The organism is Pseudotabrizicola sp., from assembly GCF_030684215.1.
GTDB lineage: Bacteria > Pseudomonadota > Alphaproteobacteria > Rhodobacterales > Rhodobacteraceae > Pseudotabrizicola.
This window is the reverse complement of the sequence record NZ_JAUXOV010000074.1, coordinates 36517-56057: the sequence shown is the minus strand read 5'-3', so window position 1 is coordinate 56057 and position 19541 is coordinate 36517. Positions and strand designations below refer to the sequence as shown.

18 protein-coding genes are annotated in these 19541 nt (G+C 61.5%); 8 read left to right on the top strand and 10 right to left on the bottom strand.

Features of this window, described 5'->3' with window-relative positions:
• Positions 1-71: 71 nt before the first annotated feature.
• Together Q8K08_RS18445 and Q8K08_RS18440 are read right to left on the bottom strand one after the other, a co-directional pair.
• Positions 72-1367 (bottom strand): homoserine dehydrogenase, encoded by a 1296-nt coding sequence (locus Q8K08_RS18445; protein WP_304804807.1) that lies wholly within the window; start codon positions 1365-1367, stop codon positions 72-74.
• A gap of 72 nt (positions 1368-1439) precedes the next feature.
• Complete coding sequence (locus Q8K08_RS18440; RefSeq protein ID WP_304804809.1) at positions 1440-1700, bottom strand: hypothetical protein; 261 nt, start codon at positions 1698-1700, stop codon at positions 1440-1442.
• A 172-nt stretch (positions 1701-1872) separates the two neighbouring features.
• Between Q8K08_RS18440 and Q8K08_RS18435 the strand changes: the two genes are divergently transcribed.
• A complete protein-coding gene (locus Q8K08_RS18435) occupies positions 1873-2364 on the top strand; it encodes a hypothetical protein (RefSeq protein ID WP_305251165.1) in 492 nt (163 codons plus the stop codon).
• Between the two features lie 22 nt (positions 2365-2386).
• Here the strand turns inward: Q8K08_RS18435 and Q8K08_RS18430 are convergent, their stop codons facing one another.
• The 3 genes from Q8K08_RS18430 to Q8K08_RS18420 are packed head-to-tail and all read right to left on the bottom strand — an operon-like array spanning position 2387 to position 5104.
• Positions 2387-2977, bottom strand: coding sequence for a TadE/TadG family type IV pilus assembly protein (locus Q8K08_RS18430; RefSeq protein WP_304804813.1), 591 nt, complete (start codon positions 2975-2977; stop codon positions 2387-2389).
• 19 nt (positions 2978-2996) lie between these two features.
• A complete protein-coding gene (locus Q8K08_RS18425) occupies positions 2997-3533 on the bottom strand; it encodes a TadE/TadG family type IV pilus assembly protein (RefSeq protein WP_304804815.1) in 537 nt (178 codons plus the stop codon).
• A complete protein-coding gene (locus Q8K08_RS18420) occupies positions 3530-5104 on the bottom strand; it encodes a pilus assembly protein TadG-related protein (protein WP_305251162.1) in 1575 nt (524 codons plus the stop codon). The genes Q8K08_RS18425 and Q8K08_RS18420 overlap by 4 nt, the downstream gene beginning before the upstream one ends.
• Before the next feature lie 407 nt (positions 5105-5511).
• Between Q8K08_RS18420 and Q8K08_RS18415 the strand changes: the two genes are divergently transcribed.
• The 5 genes from Q8K08_RS18415 (at position 5512) to Q8K08_RS18395 (ending at position 12204) form a co-directional block, all read left to right on the top strand.
• On the top strand, positions 5512-6939 hold the full coding sequence (locus Q8K08_RS18415; RefSeq protein ID WP_305251160.1) for a Glu/Leu/Phe/Val dehydrogenase: 1428 nt from the start codon (positions 5512-5514) through the stop codon (positions 6937-6939).
• 113 nt (positions 6940-7052) lie between these two features.
• Entirely contained in the window at positions 7053-8303 is a 1251-nt protein-coding gene (locus Q8K08_RS18410) for a sarcosine oxidase subunit beta family protein (RefSeq protein WP_304804821.1), read from the top strand.
• A gap of 190 nt (positions 8304-8493) precedes the next feature.
• A complete protein-coding gene (locus tag Q8K08_RS18405; RefSeq protein WP_305251158.1) occupies positions 8494-8769 on the top strand; it encodes a sarcosine oxidase subunit delta in 276 nt (91 codons plus the stop codon).
• Entirely contained in the window at positions 8766-11684 is a 2919-nt protein-coding gene (locus Q8K08_RS18400; protein ID WP_305251156.1) for a sarcosine oxidase subunit alpha family protein, read from the top strand. The genes Q8K08_RS18405 and Q8K08_RS18400 overlap by 4 nt, the downstream gene beginning before the upstream one ends.
• The gene (locus tag Q8K08_RS18395; RefSeq protein ID WP_305251154.1) at positions 11677-12204 is read left to right on the top strand and encodes a sarcosine oxidase subunit gamma; all 528 of its coding nucleotides are present in this window, start codon (positions 11677-11679) and stop codon (positions 12202-12204) included. Before Q8K08_RS18400 ends, Q8K08_RS18395 begins: the two co-directional genes overlap by 8 nt.
• 140 nt (positions 12205-12344) lie before the next feature.
• On the opposite strand, the gene Q8K08_RS18390 is transcribed toward Q8K08_RS18395, so the two are convergent.
• The 3 genes from Q8K08_RS18390 to Q8K08_RS18380 all read right to left on the bottom strand — a co-directional run bounded on the left by Q8K08_RS18390 (position 12345) and on the right by Q8K08_RS18380 (position 15252).
• Positions 12345-12773 (bottom strand): VOC family protein, encoded by a 429-nt coding sequence (locus Q8K08_RS18390; RefSeq protein ID WP_305251152.1) that lies wholly within the window; start codon positions 12771-12773, stop codon positions 12345-12347.
• Between the two features lie 63 nt (positions 12774-12836).
• Entirely contained in the window at positions 12837-14201 is a 1365-nt protein-coding gene (locus tag Q8K08_RS18385) for a surface lipoprotein assembly modifier (RefSeq protein WP_305251150.1), read from the bottom strand.
• A gap of 13 nt (positions 14202-14214) precedes the next feature.
• On the bottom strand, positions 14215-15252 hold the full coding sequence (locus Q8K08_RS18380) for a hypothetical protein (RefSeq protein ID WP_305251148.1): 1038 nt from the start codon (positions 15250-15252) through the stop codon (positions 14215-14217).
• Positions 15253-15684: 432 nt separating this feature from the next.
• Between Q8K08_RS18380 and parA the strand changes: the two genes are divergently transcribed.
• Positions 15685-16311: a ParA family partition ATPase gene (parA, locus tag Q8K08_RS18375; RefSeq protein ID WP_304799462.1), complete on the top strand. Its 627-nt coding sequence runs from the start codon at positions 15685-15687 to the stop codon at positions 16309-16311.
• Here parA and Q8K08_RS18370 read toward each other — a convergent pair.
• Positions 16302-16523 (bottom strand): hypothetical protein, encoded by a 222-nt coding sequence (locus tag Q8K08_RS18370; RefSeq protein ID WP_304799464.1) that lies wholly within the window; start codon positions 16521-16523, stop codon positions 16302-16304. The two genes, parA and Q8K08_RS18370, sit on opposite strands and share 10 nt — an antisense overlap.
• A gap of 122 nt (positions 16524-16645) precedes the next feature.
• Here Q8K08_RS18370 and Q8K08_RS18365 point away from each other — a divergent pair, with 122 nt between their 5' ends.
• The gene (locus Q8K08_RS18365; protein ID WP_305251145.1) at positions 16646-17230 is read left to right on the top strand and encodes a hypothetical protein; all 585 of its coding nucleotides are present in this window, start codon (positions 16646-16648) and stop codon (positions 17228-17230) included.
• Here Q8K08_RS18365 and uvrB read toward each other — a convergent pair.
• Positions 17227-19407, bottom strand: a complete 2181-nt coding sequence (gene uvrB / locus Q8K08_RS18360) for an excinuclease ABC subunit UvrB (protein ID WP_305251143.1) — start codon at positions 19405-19407, stop codon at positions 17227-17229. The two genes, Q8K08_RS18365 and uvrB, sit on opposite strands and share 4 nt — an antisense overlap.
• Positions 19408-19541 lie beyond the last annotated feature (134 nt).

Below are 19541 nucleotides of genomic sequence, written 5' to 3'. Positions count from 1 at the left end.
AGGTCATGGAACCGTGCGTGGTATCTTGGCCGCCAACGCGCCGGTTTTTGTGGCCCTGCGGCACCGCTGTGTCAGACTTCTTCTATGCGGATCGCCACGGGTGCGCCGATCAAAACGCCAGTGGTGTCGAACTGTGCCAGCGCATAGGCCACATCGGCGGGTGAGGCTTTGTGCGTGACAATCAGCACGGTGGCCTTGTTGTCGGCTTCATTCGGCTGGTTCAGCTGACGCATCTGGTCAATCGAGATACCTGCCTCGCCCAGTGCTGTGGCGATCTTGGCCAGCGCGCCGGGTTTGTCCAGCAGTGTCATGCGCAGGTAATAAGGCGCAGGCGTTGCCGATCTTGCGGCAACGGGTTCCATCAGCGAGGCGGCGGGGCGGCCAAAGGTCGACAGCCGGGTGCCGCGCGCAATGTCGATCACATCGGCCATCACGGCGCTGGCGGTGGGGCCTTCGCCCGCACCGGCACCGCGCATCACGATCTGGCCCACACTATCGCCTTCGAGCACAACCATGTTGGTGCCGCCCTGCAGTTGGCCCAGCGGGCTGTCGGCGGGGACAAGACAGGGCGTCATGCGTTGTTCCAGCCCGCGCCCGGTCATCTGCGCGACACCCAGAAGCTTGATGTGATAGCCCATGTCATCGGCCAGATTGATGTCTTCAATCGAGACATTGCCGATGCCCTCAAGCTCTACCTTGTCAAAGCTGACGCGGGTGCCAAAGGCGATGGCGGCCAGCAGGCTGAGTTTATGCCCCGCGTCGATGCCACCGACGTCAAGGTTCGGGTCTGCCTCCAGATAGCCAAGCTGGCGGGCTTCCTCGAACACAGTCTCATAGGGCAAGCCAGCGGCCTGCATCCGGGTCAGGATATAGTTGCAGGTGCCATTCATCACACCCATGACGCGGCGCATCTGGTTGCCCGCCAAGCCTTCGGTCAGGGTCTTGATGACCGGGATGCCGCCTGCGACGGCGGCCTCAAACCGGATCACGCGGCCCTGTGCTTCGGCGGCGACAGCGAGTTCATGGCCGTAATGGGCCAGCAGCGCCTTGTTGGCGGTGACCACATCCTTGCCCGCCGCGATGGCGGCTTCGGTTGCAAGACGTGCGGGGCCTTCATGACCGCCCATCACCTCGACAAACACGTCGACATCGTCGCGCTGTGCAAGTGCCACCGGGTCGGTTTCCCATGGGTAATCGGACAGATCGGCGTCGCGGTTTTTCTGCGGGTCGCGCGCCGATACTGCGGTGATCACCACCGGGCGGCCTGCGCGGGCGGCGATCAGGTCTGCGTGGCGCTGCACGATCTTGACGACGCCGATGCCGACTGTGCCCAGACCGGCAAGACCAATTCGCAAGGGGGCTGGCATGGGGCGACTCCGTCCTGAACTTTGGCAGAGGTCTTAGCCTGCCTGCCCGGCCAAGGCAACGCGGCGCAACGCCTATTGGCGGCGTAATCTGTCAGCGCGGGCGCGAAGGCGTTCGGCTCGCGCATTGACCGGGCCAATCGCCGCAGCGCCAGTGCCGACGGCATCAGCCTGAGCCAGAATTCCGTCAAGCGGAACCAGAACCGGCGGTGGACCGGGCATTGTCTGACTTTGGGCTGCGATATCGGGCAGGGGGGAACAGCCGGTCTGTGCAAGGCAGGCAAAGACCACGCAGACCGCAGGCAGCGAACGGGACAGGTGGCGGGCAAAAGGCATTGGCGGGTGATCCATCAGAGCACAAAGGGGCTGCGCAGCGCCGACCCTAGGCAGGTTTGGGCCGTCGGGCAAGGGGCGCCCTTGGCTGTGGCGCCGGACCACGCAATACCCTATCCCTGCACAGGCGGCTGGGCTATGGCTGCAACTCCACCTGCAACCCCCGGAGCCGCCGATGACAGACCCGCAGCCAGAGACCCAGACCATTCTTGCCGAATTGCGGCCATCGCCGCCAAGGCGCGTGGTCGGCGTGGTGATTTTGGCGGTGCTGGGCGCCGTGTTGATCTGGCTGGCACTGGCCTATCCGCCGGCAGCCTTTGGCTGGACCGTGTTTCTGTTGGGTTTTGGGGCGGCCTGTTTGTGGCTGGCGGTGCGGATGTGGCAAGTGACCGGGCAGGGGTTGGTGCTGACCCGCGATATCTTGCGCGACCATGACGGCGCGGTTCTGGCGCGGGTTGACCAGATCCGTGCGGTCAATCGGGGCGTGTTTGCGTTCAAACCGGCGGGGGGCTTTACGCTGGCCCTGTCGCAAGCGGGGCCGCGCGGCTGGGCGCCGGGTTTATGGTGGCGGCTGGGGCGCTCTGTGGGCGTGGGCGGCGTGACCCACCGCCACGAGGCGCGCTATATGGCCGAAGTGCTGGACCAACTGATCAAGACGCGGACCTGATGCGGCACTGATGTGGCCTGCGTTAGCCGCAGGCCACACCCTGCATGCAAATCTTGGGCAGGAAACGCGGGCGGGTCACGATGACATGACGCATTGTGCCAGCGTCAACCCTTGTCATGGCGATGATCTCGGCACCGAATATCGGAACAAAATCGACGTTCGCTTCAACCACGATCAAGGCATCGCCATCATACATCTGTGGCAAATGGCTTTGGATGGACGGTATCGTATCAGTGGTCAGGGGAGGCACAGTCGGCACGCTGGAGCGGGACCACAACACTTCATACCGGTTGCGGGTCTGGCTGTAGAACACGCTGGTGATGCGGGTTCTGACCGGCAGGGTCGGCCCCATCATGTATTGCATGGTGTTGAACATGCCTTCCACATAGGCCTCGGTCACCGTGTCTTGCTTGCGGGTCACAAGGTCAGACACCGAGTAGGCTGCCTTTTGCGACCGGTTGACCACGTCATAGGCATCCCAAAAGGTAAAGGTGCCCAGAATGCAAAACATATAGAACGGCAGCATCATGATCATTTCGGCCGATGCAAGACCGTCCTCATTTCGCGAAAAGCGACGCAGCGAGGTTTTCAGTTTTTGGATGAGATTGCCCATGGTCATTTTTCCAAAATCCTCAGGACGGTTCGTTCACAAAGGATGAAATCGCGGAAATCCCGATGCCACCGGTGCTGTCCATGGCCAGCTGGCGGCCAAGCATCAGGTTCGGGAACAAGACCGGGATGATGACACAGGCACGCACCAGCATCAGTTCCTGCTGTCGCCCCGGATTGAACTCTACCACCGGCTGAATTTCCTCATCGTTGTCAACGCATGTCACAGGCGTATTCGGCATGGCCCATGTCTGGGTCGAGATCGGCTGCAATTCGATCATCAGCTGATCTTCACACTGGCCAATGATCCGCGCCCGCGAGCAGATTGCTTGCTTCAGCCCCTCGGGCGTTGGGTCAGCAACCAGACCAAGGCGCAGGTCGCGCATGGCCACATCAAGCGAATGCTCCAGCATCACCGATTTTATCGTGATGATGCCCAACTCTGCCGCCCAGAAGAACAGGCCGGTGTAGATCGGGAAGAACATCGCGAATTCGATCGAGGCGAGCCCGCGCTCATCCTTGCGAAAGCGTCGGAACGGGTTGCGAAGGCCGAGCATCATTGTGTCAACTTCAGCTGGGTGATGTTGGTTGCAATCGAGCGGAACGCGGTGCGGATCTCAAGCCCGGCTGCAGTGAAATGATGGGACGGAGAGCTGGCGCATTGTTCAACTTGTTGGCGTCCAAGATCGGGGGCTTCAAAAGAGATGCCGTAGACCAGAACGTTGCGATTGCGGGCCAGATTACACACCTGCTGCAACTGACTGTCCATGGTCGAAGTCGGGGTCAGGCTCCGGATTGCGTTCATCGCGTTGTTGTAAGCAGTTGTCGTATTGCCATTCGGCCGGGCAATGAACTGACGGGCAACATAGCTGACGCGCAGGTTAGCCCAGATTTGGGGCCAGGTCTGGCGCACCGCATTGCTCCCGCCATAGGGCGTGCTGTACCAGGCATTGGCGTGTGGATAGTAATAGTCCAGAGATGTGTTCGCACGGTCCTGATATACGGAATACCGGCTATCTGATGCGTTGAACCAGATCGGGGCCAATCCGGCACGATAGCCAGGGTTCACCCGTTCCTCGGCGAAGTGTTCCCCATCTGTCATCAGCACAACAATCTTCATGGCATCGCGGTCGGTGTAGCTGAACGGACGGTTTCCGAAATATGAAGGGGTTTGCCCGGCCCCGACCATGGCGGTGTAAAGCGGCCGCGACGATGGGTCCAACATGACCATGCCCCATTTCATCCCGGCGTTGATCGAAGTCGCGCCAACGGCTGTCAGGCCGTTGATGTGGTTTTTAAGGGCCGTGGCGTTGTTAGTCGGTGCGCGCAGCATATTGGCGGTAGTGGGGGGGCACCAGCGGTTCGCCGGGTTTGGAATTGCCCCTGAATTAGTGGGTGCAAGATATGACGTTGTGGACTGGGTCGAGAACGTATCAGCATGCGCCGTCACCGGAAGTCCGGTAGTGCGCGACAAGGACAGGGAGCTGTAGGTCGAGGAGGGCAGATCAAAGCAGTTCACGTTGGTGACGCCGTGATCGTCGACAAGGGTAAAAGACTGTTGCAGGTATTCCGGCAGGTTGACCTGACCGTTATAGGGCACGATCCCGATCGAGACGCGGTTTTGCGTGTCCTGTTCCAGCACGGTGTCAATAAACTCGCTGGCGGCGTCCTTGAGGTTTGACAGCTTGGTGCCAGCCATCGAGCCGGAGACGTCCAGCACCAGCATGATTTCAATGTTGTTGATGCTCTGCTCGGCCTGAGATGCGCCGCGCGCAACCAGCTTTGTGCTGTCAGTCAGGTCATAAAGGTTCATGAAGATCGGGGTGATGACCATTTCGGCCTCTGCCCGGACGGACGATGCGTTTAAGCTGCGCTCAAACTGAACAAGCTTCAGATGGTCGGTCATGTTTGCTTTGGCAAAATAATCGCGCACCACGTTTTCAGCGTTAAGCTCTTGCGTCAGGGAGGCAGCCGCCAGCGTCGCACGGTCCAGCGTCTGTTGTTGCTTGGTCCGCACTGTATCAAAGCGGATGACGTCTACACCGACACCGGCAAGCATCAGCATCAAGGTCATCATCACGACGGTAAAGATGACGATGTGCCCATCCTCATCCCTTGCAAAACGCTTCACGCTTTTACGCGTCAACATTTTGGCAGCACTCATCATTCTGCGATCCATCTCGATATCCCCAAACGCCGCAAGACCCGCCCCCACGGTTCTTTGGCCACACTTACGTTGCTGGACCAAAGCGGTTTAGAGCGGCAAAAATGTGGCGAAGGTCAAAATGCATGCGTAACCGCCAGCGGCAGGAAACGATATGCGCGCAGAATTGGGATTGTTCCTGATCGGGCACCAGAATTTGGCTTTTTACAGCAATGCCATAGCAAGGATCTGGCTGTCCAACGACAACTCGCTCCGAATCGATTCGATTTTTCGTCATCTGCGCTGCACATTTTGCGGTGAACTGTTCACAAACTGACGCTAGTCTGGCCACGGGTGCAAAATGTCGCACCCAGCCTGACAGGAGGGATGGCATAATGAGAGATGGCGAACTGAGCTTTCGGGACTCGGTCGATCTGATGTTCAACCGCGCCGTGCGGCTGATGGATCTGAGCCCCGGGCTGGAGCAGAAAATCCGCGTCTGCAATTCCACCTACACCGTGCGGTTCGGCGTGCGCCTGCGCGGCAAGATTGAGACCTTTACAGGTTATCGCTCGGTCCATTCCGAACACATGGAACCGGTCAAGGGCGGTATCCGCTATGCGCTGTCGGTAAACCAGAATGAGGTTGAGGCGCTGGCTGCGCTGATGACCTACAAATGCGCGCTGGTCGAAACGCCGTTTGGCGGGTCCAAGGGCGGCTTGTGCATTGACCCGCGCGCCTGGGATGAACACGAGCTGGAACTGATCACCCGCCGCTTCGCCTACGAACTGATCAAGCGCGACCTTATCCACCCCGCGCAGAACGTGCCCGCCCCCGACATGGGCACGGGCGAGCGTGAAATGGCGTGGATCGCCGACCAGTATAAGCGGATGAACACCACTGACATCAACGGCAACGCCTGTGTCACCGGCAAACCGCCACATGCGGGCGGGATTCAGGGCCGGGTCGAGGCGACCGGCCGCGGCGTGCAATATGCGCTGCAAGAGTTTTTCCGCCACCCCGAAGACAAGGCAAAGGCCGGTCTTTCCGGTGATCTGGACGGCAAGCGGGTCATCGTTCAGGGCCTTGGCAACGTGGGCTATCACGCCGCCAAGTTCCTGTCGGAAGAAGACGGCTGCAAGATCACTGCGATCATCGAACGTGATGGCGCGTTGCAGGATGAGTCCGGGCTGAACATCGAAGACATCCGGCAATGGATGGTCAAGCACGGCACGATTCAGGGCTATCCGTCAGCGGCATTTGTCGAAGACGGCACCGCGCTGCTGGAGGCAGAGTGCGACATTTTGATCCCCGCCGCGCTGGAAGGCGTGATCCACAAAGACAACGCCGCCCGAATTCAGGCGCCGCTGATCATTGAGGCAGCGAATGGCCCGGTCACCTTTGGCGCCGATGAGATCCTGCGCGAAAAGGGAGTGGTCATCATCCCCGACATGTATGCCAACGCCGGTGGTGTAACGGTGTCCTATTTCGAATGGGTCAAGAACCTGTCCCACATCCGCTTTGGCCGGATGCAGCGCCGCGCCGAAGAAGCGCGCTCGCGGCTTCTGGTCGAGGAATTGGAGCGGTTGTCGTCGGATCAGGGCCTTGGCTGGACCCTGTCGCCCGATTTCAAGGATAAGTTCCTGACCGGATCGGACGAGTTGGCACTGGTGCGCTCGGGTCTGGATGACACCATGCGCACCGCTTATCAGGCGATGCGAAAGGTGTGGCACGAGCGCGATGATGTCGATGACCTGCGCACGGCGGCCTATATCGTGTCGATCAGCCGGGTGGCGCAAGCGTATCGGTCCAAAGCGTTGTAAGCGGTTATGGCCATCCGCGACATTCATTGTCGCGGATGGCCAAGGCGCGGCTGTCGATCCTTGCTTATCTGCCACGGACCCGGTTCAATGCGCCGGTCATGGAAAGGTCTGCGATGCGCTATTCAGGCTTCAAGGTCATTGCTCAGGGTTTGTTCGGCAACACCGGATGGAAACCCGCGTGGCGTGATCCGGCCCCCAAGGCGGAATACGATGCCGTGATCATCGGCGGCGGCGGCCACGGGCTGGCCACCGCTTATTATCTGGCGAAAAATCATGGGCTGACCAATATTGCAGTTCTGGAAAAGGGCTATCTTGGGTCGGGCAACATCGGGCGGAACACGACCATCGTGCGGGCCAACTACTTCCTGCCGGGCAATTCCGAATTCTACAGCCACTCGCTGAAACTGTGGGAAGGCTTGGAATCGGATCTGAATTACAACGTGATGCACAGCCAACGCGGGCTGATAAACCTGTTCCATTCTGACGGCCAGCGCGATGCTTTTGCCCGGCGCGGCAATGCGATGATCAACCAAGGCGATGATGCAGCGCTTCTGGACCGCGACGGCGTGCGCGAGCTGCTGCCCTATCTGGATTTCGACAACACCCGGTTCCCGATCTACGGCGGTCTTTTGCACCCGCGCGGCGGCACCGCCCGCCATGATGCGGTGGCCTGGGGCTATGCCCGCGCCGCCGACCAGCGTGGGGTGGATCTGATTCAGAATTGCGAAGTGACCGGCATTGACATCGAGGGTGGCCGCGTGACCGGCGTGCAGACCAGCCGCGGCAGGATACGGGCGAAAAAGGTAGGCTTAGTGGTCGCCGGGCGCTCTGGCCAGGTGGCGGCAATGGCGGGGCTGCGGCTGCCGATCGAAAGCCATGTGTTGCAGGCTTTCGTTACCGAAGGGCTGAAGCCGGTGATTGACCATGTGATAAGCTTTGGCATGGGCCATTTCTACATCAGCCAGTCCGACAAGGGCGGGTTGGTGTTTGGCGGCGATCTTGATTTCTATGCCAGCTACGCCTCACGCGGGAATCTCCCGATGGTGGAACATGTGATGGAGGCGGGCATGACCCTGATGCCGATGATCGGCCGCGCCCGCGTCCTGCGGTCCTGGGGCGGGATCATGGACATGACGCCAGACGGCTCTCCCATCATCGACCGCACGCCCGTGGACGGGCTGTTCATTGATGCGGGCTGGAACTACGGCGGGTTCAAGGCGGTGCCGGCCTCGGGCTTTTGCATGGCGCATCTGATGGCGACCGGGCAATCGCATGCCGTGGCTGCGCGTTTCAAACTCAACCGCTTTGCCACCGGCCATCTTCTTGACGAAGAAGGCACCGGTAGCCAGCACAACCTGCATTGAGGCGCGCTGTGGTCTTGACCCCCTCGTTCCCTGCCTTTGCGTCGGATGCCTCCGGCGGGAGTATTTTATCAAGCAGCAATGTAAGGCGCGCGTTGTTTGATTTGCTGCTTGCCAAAACACTCCGGGGTGAGGCCGCAGGCCGAGGGGCGGCGCCCCTTGCAACAGTCGTCAATCAGAAAGGCTTTTCAAGATGCGCCTGACCTGCCCGCTTTGTGGCCCGCGCGACCGGCGCGAGTTTTACTATTACGGTGCGGCGGATTATCTGCGCCGCCCGGCAGAGGGGGCGTCGCCGGACGACTGGAATGACTATCTGCACAATCGCGACAATCCAGCGGGGTTGACGCAGGATCTTTGGTATCACGAGCAGGGATGCTGTGCCTGGCTGAAGGTCACGCGCAACACGGTGACTCATGAGATCGTCGCCGTCGAAGCGGTTGCGGTTGCGGATGCGGGGGGGGCGGCATGAGGATCGACGGCAAGGGTCGGATCGACCGCACGCGGCCGGTCACGTTCCGGTTTGATGGCTGCACCTATGCCGGCTACAAGGGCGATACTTTGGCCTCGGCCCTGATTGCAAACGACGTGCGGGTTGTCGGTCGGAGCTTCAAATATCACCGTCCGCGCGGGATCCTGACCGCCGGGTCAGAAGAGCCCAATGCGCTGGTAGAGATCATCGGGCCGTCAAACCAGACCCCCAACACCCGCGCCACAGTGCAGGAGTTGTTCGAGGGATTGGAGGTACGCAGCCAGAACCGTTGGCCTTCGCTGGGGTTTGATCTGCTGGAGGTCAACGATCTGGTCGCGCCGTTTCTGTCGGCGGGGTTTTACTACAAGACCTTCATGTGGCCGCGCCGGTTCTGGGAGGGGCTGTATGAGCCGCTGATCCGTCGCGCGGCGGGCTTGGGCAGTCTGTCGGGGCGGCATGATGAGGGCGTCTACGAAAAGGCCTGGGCGCATTGTGACATGCTGGTCATCGGGGCCGGGCCTGCGGGGCTGATGACGGCGCTGACTGCAGCACGCGCCGGGGCTGATGTCATTCTAGCCGACGAATCCTCTGAGCTGGGGGGGCGTCTGCTGTCGGATGAAGCGGAAATTGACGGCGCGCCTGCCGTGGAGTGGGTGGCGGGGGTGGTGGCCGAGCTGACCAGCATGCCCAATGTGCGGCTGATGACGCGGACCTCGGTGACCGGGGCCTATGACGATGGTACGTTTGGTGCGTTGGAGCGGGTGGGCTTGCACCGCCGCCCGCGCCCGAACCTGCCGCGTGAGTGTTTTTGGCGGATCGTCGCAAAGCGCTCGGTTCTGGCGGCGGGTGCGTTGGAGCGGTCGGTGGCCTTTGAGGATAACGACCGACCCGGCGTGATGATGGCGTCCAGCCTACCGACCTATTTGAACCGGTATGGTGTGGTACCGGGCAAGCGAATTGCCCTTTTCACCAACAATGACTCGGCGCGTGCCACCGCCCGCAGCCTGATGGCGGCCGGGGTAGAGGTTGCGGCAATCATCGACAGCCGCACCGATGCACCCGACGAGCCGGGCATGGTTGTCCACAAGGGTGCGCAGGTTGTGCGGGCGCGGGGGCGGATGGGGCTACGGGAAATCACGATTGCCAAGGGCGGGACGCAAACCCGGCTGGAGGTCGATTGTCTGGGCGTCTCGGGTGGCTGGAACCCGACGCTGCATCTGACCTGCCATATGAATGGCCGGCCGCGCTGGTCTGATGAGCTTGCTGCGTTTGTGCCCAATGAGGGCGCCATTCCCGGCATGATGGTCGCAGGGGCGGCCAATGGCACGTTTTCGACCCATGGCTGTCTGGCGGCGGGGGCTGAGGCCGCGCGGGCGAGCCTTGAGGCCCTCGGGCTTGGCTCGGGCGCGGTAGATTTGCCGCAGACGACGGATGCGCCTTACAACATTGCGCCGCTGTGGCAGGTGCCGGGCAAGGGCCGCGCCTGGCTGGATTTTGCCAATGATGTGACGGTCAAGGATGTGGCCCTGTCGGCGCAGGAAGGCTTTCGCAGCGTTGAGCATATGAAACGCTACACCACCCAAGGCATGGCCCCCGATCAGGGCAAGAACTCCAACGTGGCTGCGTTGGCAGTGCTGGCCGATGCCACCGGGCGCGGCATTGTGCAGACCGGCACCACCACGTTCCGCCCACCCTACACGCCGGTGTCAATTGCCGCGATGGGGGCCGGGGGCCGGGGGGATGGTTTTGCGCCGCAGCGGTTCCTTACAAGCGATCAGGCCAGCCGCGACCGTGGCGCGCCGATGATCGAGACGGGGCTTTGGTATAGGCCCAGCTATTTCCCCAAGCCGGGCGAGACAACCTGGCGTGAGGCGTGCGACCGCGAGGTGTCGATGGTGCGGTCTTCGGTTGGGGTTACCGATGTATCGACCCTTGGCAAGATCGACATTCAGGGGCCGGATGCGGGGCGCTTTCTGGACTTCGTTTACAGCAATACGGTCTCCACTTTGCCGCTGGGCCGGGTGCGCTATGGCTTGATGCTGCGCGAGGACGGGCATGTGCTGGATGACGGCACCTGTGCCCGGCTGGGCGAGGATCACTGGCTGATGACCACCACGACGGCGGCGGCCGGGCTGGTGATGCGGCACCTCGATTTTGTGCAGCAGGCGTTTTGTGCCAGGTGGCGGGTGCGCTTTGCCTCGGTCACCGAAACCTGGGCGCAGTTTGCGGTGGCAGGGCCACTGGCGCGCGATCTGATCACAAGCGAGCTGGGCCGCGCGCCGGGGCTGCCGTTCATGGGCTGCACAACCGTGACGGTGCAGGGCGTTCAGGGGCGGCTGTTTCGCATCTCGTTCTCGGGAGAGGAGGGGTATGAAATTGCTGTTCCGACCCGCTATGGCGAAGCGCTGTTCCGCGATCTGACTGCACGGGCCGAAACCATGGGCGGCGGTCTGTATGGGATGGAAGCGCTCAACGTGCTGCGGATCGAGAAGGGGTTTATCACCCATGCCGAGATCCACGGCCGAACCACTGCCTTTGACATCGGCATGGAGCGGATGGTCAGCGCCAAAAAGGACTGCATCGGCAAAGCCGCCGCAGCCCGCCCTGGCATGACCGGCCCAGAGCGTGAGCAGCTGGTGGGCCTGACCCCACTGACCGACAGCCCGGTCACCGCAGGGGCGTATTTGTTTGCGCAAGGGGTGGCCCTGACGCGTGAAAACAGTGCGGGCTATATCACCTCTGTTGGCTATTCTCCCACGATTCAAAGCCACCTTGCGCTGGGTTTTCTGAAAGATGGCCGCGCGCGGCATGGCGAAACCTTGCGTCTGATAGACCGGTTGCGTGGGGTGGATGTGCTGTGCGCAGTGGTCGACCCGGTGTTCCACGATCCGAAGGGAGAAAAGCTGCGTGCCTGATCTGATCGCAAAATCCGCGCTGGGGTTTGCCCCCTTTACTCTGGCCGGCACAACGCTGGCCGAGGTTGACATGGGTCAGATCACCGCAATCGCGCCCTTTCCGGGCCAGTCAGAGGCCTTGAGCCGCGCCCTTGGTATGGCTTTTCCGGCGCCGGGGGCAGTGACGCAGTCGGGGGATGCCCGGCTGGTCTGGGCCGGGCGGGACATTGCATTTCTGATTGGCCCTGTGCCGCCAGATGGCTTGCCTGCCGCTGTTACCGATCAGTCTGATGGCTGGGTGTCACTGGCCCTGACCGGGGCCTGCACAGTGGACGTTCTGGCCCGCCTTGTGCCACTCGATCTGCGCGCGGCACAGTCCGGGCAAGTGTTTCGGACGGCGCTCAATCATCTGCCACTGATCGTATTGGTTGGCATAGAACGCAGCTTCACGCTGCTGACCTATCGGTCTATGGCCAAAACCGCATGGCACGAGATCACAGAGGCGATGGTGAAAGTCGGGGCGCGGGCTGCGACTGGCTGACGCCGCGCCGCAGGACAGGAGCCTCCTGCGTGAGTATTTTTGCCAAACTGAAATGACAAGGCACGCCCTTACTCATTTTCTGTTTGAAAATATCCTCGGGGGTCCGGGGGCAGACAGCCCCCGGCGCTGGCCGTTTGGCGCTACCAGTGACCGGTGTTGCCCATGCTGGCCCAAGGCTCTGCCGGGGAAAGAGCCGCGCCCTTTTGCAGCAGTTCGATCGAGATATTGTCAGGGCTGCGCACAAAAGCCATCCGTCCGTCGCGCGGTGGGCGGTTGATCAATACACCATTGGCCTGCAGATGCGCGCAAGTGGCGTAGATGTCATCTACCTCATAGGCCAGATGACCGAAATGGCGGCCATCTGACGGCAGACCGTCATCGCCGTCCCAGTTATAGGTTAATTCCACCGGGCACTCCGGCTGTCCGGGCGGGGCCATGAAGATCAGCGAAAATCGCCCGCCCTCGCTTTCATGCCGTCGGGTTTCCTCCAACCCGAGCAGCCGGTAAAACGCCATCGATGCCTCAAGGTCCAGCACCCGGACCATCGTGTGCAGATATTTCAAACCCATCGCAGCTCTCCCTGTCTGTGTGCCGCGATAGTAACGCGCTTGTCAGGAAAGGCGAGGGGCCGCTCAGAACTTTGACCGGATTGACAGGCCGACACCCTTGCGCGTGCTGTCATACAGGCTGACATCCGACCGTGTCTTTCTGGCGCCAAGGGTCAGCACGGGAACAAAGCCCATGTAATCCATCTCATTCAGACGCACCGACAGTTCTGCGCCAAAACTCTGGTCCTCGCGTCCCCCGGCGCGATAGCGCGACCGGTCGTAATCGCGTTTCTCTGCCGTCAGGCCAATCGACCACTGCGCCGTCAAAAATGGCTTGTTCCGCGACCAGTCCAGCCGCGCTTCGACGGCATCATGGTCGATGTCGCTGGATGCGGACTGGCTGTCGCGCAGCTGGATGGCAAAGCGCAGCGAATCCGAATTGTCCAGCCGATGGGTCAGGCCAAGGCTCAGGGTGCCGACCTTGGCCGACCGCAGGGCGGCATCGTCGCGCGACTGATCTTCCCATGCCAGAGCTCCGAACACCCGCCAATCTGCCGACAGATCGTGCCGATAGGCCAGATCGGCGCGCAGGTAACGCGACATCGGATCGCCGCCAAACCAGTTTCGGCCATAGCTCAGCCCCGCAACGGCTTCGCCTTGCGGCGTCGGGCGCCAACTGCGTTCCACCCCGATCTCGACGCCCGAAAGCGCATAATCCGACCCTTTTGCCTCCGGGGCCTGAACCTTGGCTGATTTTGACAGGGTGACAAGCTGCTGTTGCAGCCCAAACCGCAGGTCGGTTTTGGCGGTCTCACTTTCGGTCAGGCGCCAGCGGAATTGCCCGGCCAGACTGCTTTGCACCCCGGACAAGGCGCGGGCATCGCCCGACAGCGTAAAGGGCAGGCCAAGGAACCACAAAGTGTCGCTGCTGGTCCCATTGTTGACATTGGACGACGGTTGCACCGACAGGTCCAGATGCATCGACAGACGGCTGCGCGACCGCACATAAAGGAAATCCTGCTCGGCGATCTGACGCGCTACCGGGTTCGGGGCCACGTCCATCGCGCGCCGCAGCCACAACTGCGCCGGCAACGGCTTGCCGCCCGATGCCAAGCCCTGGGCCGCGGCCAGCGCTGAGCCATAGCGTTCCTGATCCGTCGCACTGTGCTTCCACGACAGGCGCGCGCTGCGGGTCGCCTCGGCATAGCGCCCAAGGTCGCGCTCGGCCTGTGATTTCAGCAACAGGGCGGTGGAACTGGTGGGAAACTGCGTCAAGAGCGCCTCTGCCAGCGCCAGAGCCTGTTGCCCCCGCCCTTGCCGCAACAGGACAAAGGCCGCACGCTCCATGTTCGCGGGCGTCAGGGTCACGCTCTGCGCGAACAGGCCGCCGCTTATTGGGACGGTCAGGGCCGCCAGCGCGACGGCCGCAGCCCCGATTATTCCCCGCACACTCATCCCGCGCTCAGGGCTGACGATACAGGATAAAGCCGCCGGTTTCGCGTGCCGTCACATTTGGCGAGCGCGGATCGGTCGAGGTGACAACGATGATCCCCACCACCTCGTCCGCGTTCGGCCCGGCGACAATCGCGTAATAGGAACCAGCCTCATAGGGGCGCAGCGACCCGTCGGCAAGCTGCACCTGACTTGCCAGTTCGCCGCGTATTTCGCCATTTGCGTCAATCGCCCCCGGTCCGACAGCGAATTGCAAGGTGGGCAGCGCACTGCCTTGGGCAAACTCCGTGCTGGTGGAATTGTCCCAGGCGTCCAGCACCTGCTGAGTGACGTCATTGCCCGCCATGTCATAGATGCGGCGGTTGCTGATCTGGCCCTGCACCGCATCGCCGTCGTTGAAATCCTCAAAGTCGATGGCCATTGTCATGTCGCCGGTGGTGTATTCCAGCCCGCCGCGCCCCTGAAAATCGCGCAGACCCACATAGCCGCCGCTATAGCCAGCCTGACCGGTGGTCGGCAAGGACACCGCAACATTGCGCTTGAGGATAAACCCGCCAAAGCCATAGCCGGTATAGGCCCCCGTCCGCACCAGCGCGAATTCGGTGTTTCCGGTCCGGCTGACCCCGGCCAACAGTCGATGCTGGAACTGCTGGATCGGCAGGCCGGTCAACGAGTCATTGACGATCGGTGCCGCCTCATAGACCCGGTATTGGCCCAGCCGCGTTCCCAGCGGGGTGCTGGCATAGTTGATTTGGGTATAGGCGTTGTTGCCATCAAACCCGAGGTTGTCGACGCTGAAGGTGTTGGTGGCCGCGTTATAGGTGATGCTCTCGGCATAGCCCGCACCGGTGGAGGGATCGCGCGCCTCATATCGCGAGATCGGTGTCGCGGCACTGGGGGACGTGGTGCCGGGCAGCGCAGGAACGGGCCGCGGATCTTCGGGCGTGGAGGGGCTCTCGCCACCTTCCGGCGCATTGTCAAATGGATTTCCGCCACAGCTTGCAACGGCAAGACCGGCCGCAAGGGCCGCGATCACACGCCAATTCATGATTACCTGCTCGATTATTAGTGTTCTTTTGTGGATAAAGCTGCCTGCCTCGCGACATTGTGTCAATGAATCCATGCCTGTGCATGCGCGTCTGATGCAGAATTGCCGCGCACCCTGGTGAGGGTTCCCCCACCTCTCGTATCCGGTCACGCTGCAGCCCCTACATCCAGTGAATGGGCGGATTTAGAGAATGGCTCATGCCGCTCTGCCAAGACGACTTTGGGCAAAGGCGCCATGCCATTGCAATGAACGGCATGGTGCGCTGCCTGCCTTTCTGGCCGATTTTCGGTGGACTGCCTTGTTGTATCATGGCCAGCAGGTCAGGCTGACGACAAGAGCAAGGCTTAACCCCGCGCGATGCCTTGACCAGAATCCTCCCCCTATCCCCCCACCCCGAATCGCCTTATGCTGCACCGCAGAAACGGAGGCTCCATGGGTCAGGTCATCACGGTTGCGCAGCAGAAGGGCGGGTCGGGAAAGACCACGCTTTCGGTCAATCTGGCGGTGGAGCTGGTGCGGCGGGGGGTGAGCGTGGCGCTGCTCGACACCGATCCGCAGGGGTCTCTGGGCCGCTGGTTCATGGCGCGGCGGGACCGGTTGGGCGATCCGGGGATGGATCTGTCGACCGCCAGCGCCTGGGGTGTTGGCTATGAATGTGAAAAGCTGCGCAAGACCCATGATATTGTGATCATCGACACGCCGCCCAAAATCGACGCCGATCTGCGGCCGGCGCTGCGCGAAGCGTCTCTGGTGCTGATCCCGGTGGCGGCAAGCCATGTGGACCTGTGGGCCACCGATGGGGTGCTGGACCTTGCGGCGCGCGAAAACCGCACCACGCTGATCGTGCTGAACCGCTGCAAGGCGGGCACGCGGCTGGGTGAGGAAGTGGCGAATGCGGCGGGCGATCTGGCCGAGGTGGCAGCCGCGCGGTTGGGTCAACGGGTGGCCTATGCCGAGACGATGGGCAACGGGCTTGCCGTGGCCGAGGTTGGCAAATCGCCTGCAGCGGCCGAAATTGCGGCTCTGGCCGATGAGTTGATGGCGCGGCTTCAGTCCTGAGGTTTGTCTTTGTCGGTCGCGACGGGTTCATCCGGGCCGCGCACGATCAGCACCCAGAATGCCAGCGCGCCAAGGGCGGCAAAGATCATGCCCCAACCCGGGCTGCCATTCACAAATTCCACAAACGCCCAGGCGACAGGGGCCAAGGACGATACCCAGCGCACCAGTGGATTGGCAAAGAACGGGTGGTTGGGGTCGATGAATTTGTTCATGGGCTTTTCCTGGTGTGCCCTATGCAGGTAGCGAACCGCGGCGGGTAATCCAAGGGGTTTGCACCGAAACTTTTGCCATTTTCGGATTTGTGCAGCGCCCTGACTGCAGGTAGACAAAGCGGATGTTGGTTCCATCCATTCTTTTGCTGATATCGGTCGGCGTGGCTTTGGTCAGCTATGTGCTGTCTGGTTTGGCAATCAGCGACCCGGTGCTGCTGGCGTTGGTGTCGGCCTGTGCGGCACTTTTCTTGTTGGTGCGCGCGGGCTTAGGGGGGCGCGCGCCGCAAAAGGCTGCCTCGGCCCCGCTGCGCAGCATTGTGGTCGACGGATCAAACATCATGCATTGGAAAGGCGAGACAGCGCAGCTTTCGACGCTACAAGAGGTGGTCCGGTCGCTGATTGATCACGGGTATCAGCCCGGCGTGGTTTTTGACGCCAATGCCGGGTATAAGCTGACGGGGCGCTATATGGATGACGGCCCGCTGGCCTATGCGTTGGGCCTGCCCGCCGACCGGGTGCTTGTGGTCCCAAAGGGCGAACCCGCCGACCCGGTGATCCTGAAAGTGGCGCGGGATCTGGGTGCGTTGGTTCTCAGCAATGACCGCTTTCGCGATTGGGCGGCAGAGTTTCCCGAAGTAGCCCAACAGGGCCATTTGCGGCGCGGCGGCTACCGCGACGGGGTGCTGTGGATGGAGATTTCGTCCTAACGCTTGCGCCGTTTCACGCCGCCGCGCTGACCGGGGCGGCCAGCGGTAGAGCGGCCCGCCATTTTCTGCGCATCCTCTACCGCGTCATCGATCACCGATTGGCGCGCAAGTGGGTCATCGGCGACGGCCAGTTCCACCGCCTCCAGCCGTTTGACCTCATCACGCAGGCGGGCGGCTTCCTCAAACTCAAGGTTCTCGGCGGCTTTGCGCATTTGCAGGCGCAGCGCATCCAGATGGGCGGCAAGGTTCTGGCCGACCATGGGTTTGCCGACCTTGGCGGTGACGCGGGCCATGTCGGTATCGCCCTGCCACAGGCCTTGCAGCACATCCTCGACGTTTTTCTTGACCGTCATCGGTGTGATGCCATGCTCAAGGTTATAGGCGATCTGCTTGTCGCGGCGGCGGTTGGTTTCGCGAAGCGCGCGTTCCATACTGCCGGTGATGCGGTCGGCATACATGATCACGCGGCCATCGGCGTTGCGCGCGGCGCGACCAATGGTCTGAATGAGTGAGGTTTCTGACCGCAGGAAGCCCTCTTTGTCGGCATCCAGAATCGCCACCAGCCCGCATTCGGGAATGTCCAGACCTTCGCGCAACAGGTTGATGCCGACCAACACATCAAACGCCCCAAGCCGCAAATCGCGCAGGATTTCAATGCGTTCGATGGTGTCGATGTCAGAGTGCATATAGCGGATGCGGATGCCCTGTTCGTGGAAATATTCGGTCAGGTCTTCGGCCATACGCTTGGTCAGGGTGGTGACCAGAACGCGCAGATCTTGTGCTGCGACTTTGCGGATCTCGTCCAGCAGATCATCGACCTGCATCTCGACGGGGCGGATTTCTACCATAGGGTCCACAAGACCTGTGGGGCGGATCACCTGTTCGGTGAAAACGCCGCCCGCCTGATCCATTTCCCACGCGGCGGGGGTGGCGGATACAAACACCGATTGCGGACGCATCGCATCCCACTCCTCAAACTTGAGGGGGCGGTTGTCCATGCATGACGGCAGGCGGAAGCCGTGTTCGGCAAGAGTCATCTTGCGCCGGAAGTCGCCCTTGTACATGCCGCCGATCTGCGGGACAGAAACGTGGGATTCGTCAGCAAAAACAATGGCATTGTCGGGGATGAATTCAAACAGGGTTGGCGGCGGCTCGCCGGGGGCGCGCCCCGTCAGATAGCGCGAATAGTTCTCGATCCCGTTGCAGACGCCGGTGGCTTCCAGCATCTCCAGATCGAAATTGCAGCGCTGTTCCAGACGTTGCGCTTCCAACAGCTTGCCCTCATTCACCAACTGATCCAAGCGCTGGCGCAGCTCTTTCTTGATGCCGATGACCGCCTGCTGCATCGTCGGGCGCGGGGTGACGTAGTGGCTGTTGGCGTAGATGCGGATTTGCTTGAACGTGTCGGTCTTGGCCCCTGACAGCGGGTCGAATTCGACGATGGCTTCCAGTTCCTCGCCAAAGAACGAAAACCGCCATGCGCGGTCGTCAAGGTGGGCGGGCCAGACCTCCAGGCTGTCGCCGCGCACCCGGAAGCTGCCGCGCTGGAACGCCTGATCATTGCGGCGGTACTGCTGGGCCACCAGTTCGGCCATCACCTTGCGTTGGTCGTAGGTTTCGCCGACCAACAGATCTTGCGTCATCGCGGAATAGGTCTCGACCGAGCCGATGCCGTAGATGCACGACACCGAGGCCACGATGATCACATCGTCACGCTCCAGCAGCGCCCGCGTGGCAGAGTGGCGCATGCGGTCGATCTGTTCGTTGATCTGGGATTCCTTCTCGATATAGGTGTCAGAGCGCGCGACATAGGCTTCGGGCTGGTAGTAATCATAGTAGCTTACAAAATATTCGACGGCGTTTTCGGGGAAGAAGCCCTTGAATTCGCCGTATAATTGCGCAGCCAGTGTTTTGTTGGGGGCCAGAATGATCGCTGGGCGCTGGGTTTGTTCGATGATCTTGGCCATGGTGAAGGTCTTGCCGGTGCCGGTGGCCCCCAGAAGCACCTGATTTTGTTCACCCGCCATCACGCCTGCCGACAACTCGGCAATTGCTGTCGGCTGGTCGCCTGCGGGCTGGAACGGGGTGGACAGCACAAAGCGCCGACCGCCTTCCAGCTTTGGCCGGGTCAGCACGTCGGGGCGATCCGTCAGAGCGTTGGCGTTGTTGTGGGGCATGGCGTCCTTTCGGTCCCGTCGAGTCGCGGCCCGTCCAATGTATTCCGTTTTTGTTCCCATAAAAGGGGGGCGTTCGCGGAAGATTAACCCTCATTGCAGCAAGGTTAAGCAAAGTGATTCAATTTTAAGGAAAA

Bases quoted from the DNA above. Each gene is read 5' to 3' on its own strand.
- Q8K08_RS18390 (WP_305251152.1), bottom strand. From the start codon at position 12,773: ATGGGTTTGAAATATCTGCACACGATGGTCCGGGTGCTGGACCTTGAG.
- Q8K08_RS18365 (WP_305251145.1), top strand. From the start codon at position 16,646: ATGTTGGTTCCATCCATTCTTTTGCTGATATCGGTCGGCGTGGCTTTG.
- uvrB (WP_305251143.1), bottom strand. From the start codon at position 19,407: ATGCCCCACAACAACGCCAACGCTCTGACGGATCGCCCCGACGTGCTG.
- Q8K08_RS18435 (WP_305251165.1), top strand. From the start codon at position 1,873: ATGACAGACCCGCAGCCAGAGACCCAGACCATTCTTGCCGAATTGCGG.
- Q8K08_RS18415 (WP_305251160.1), top strand. From the start codon at position 5,512: ATGAGAGATGGCGAACTGAGCTTTCGGGACTCGGTCGATCTGATGTTC.
- Q8K08_RS18430 (WP_304804813.1), bottom strand. From the start codon at position 2,977: ATGGGCAATCTCATCCAAAAACTGAAAACCTCGCTGCGTCGCTTTTCG.
- Q8K08_RS18380 (WP_305251148.1), bottom strand. From the start codon at position 15,252: ATGAATTGGCGTGTGATCGCGGCCCTTGCGGCCGGTCTTGCCGTTGCA.
- Q8K08_RS18400 (WP_305251156.1), top strand. From the start codon at position 8,766: ATGAGGATCGACGGCAAGGGTCGGATCGACCGCACGCGGCCGGTCACG.
- Q8K08_RS18425 (WP_304804815.1), bottom strand. From the start codon at position 3,533: ATGATGCTCGGCCTTCGCAACCCGTTCCGACGCTTTCGCAAGGATGAG.
- Q8K08_RS18405 (WP_305251158.1), top strand. From the start codon at position 8,494: ATGCGCCTGACCTGCCCGCTTTGTGGCCCGCGCGACCGGCGCGAGTTT.
- Q8K08_RS18440 (WP_304804809.1), bottom strand. From the start codon at position 1,700: ATGCCTTTTGCCCGCCACCTGTCCCGTTCGCTGCCTGCGGTCTGCGTG.
- Q8K08_RS18445 (WP_304804807.1), bottom strand. From the start codon at position 1,367: ATGCCAGCCCCCTTGCGAATTGGTCTTGCCGGTCTGGGCACAGTCGGC.
- parA (WP_304799462.1), top strand. From the start codon at position 15,685: ATGGGTCAGGTCATCACGGTTGCGCAGCAGAAGGGCGGGTCGGGAAAG.
- Q8K08_RS18410 (WP_304804821.1), top strand. From the start codon at position 7,053: ATGCGCTATTCAGGCTTCAAGGTCATTGCTCAGGGTTTGTTCGGCAAC.
- Q8K08_RS18370 (WP_304799464.1), bottom strand. From the start codon at position 16,523: ATGAACAAATTCATCGACCCCAACCACCCGTTCTTTGCCAATCCACTG.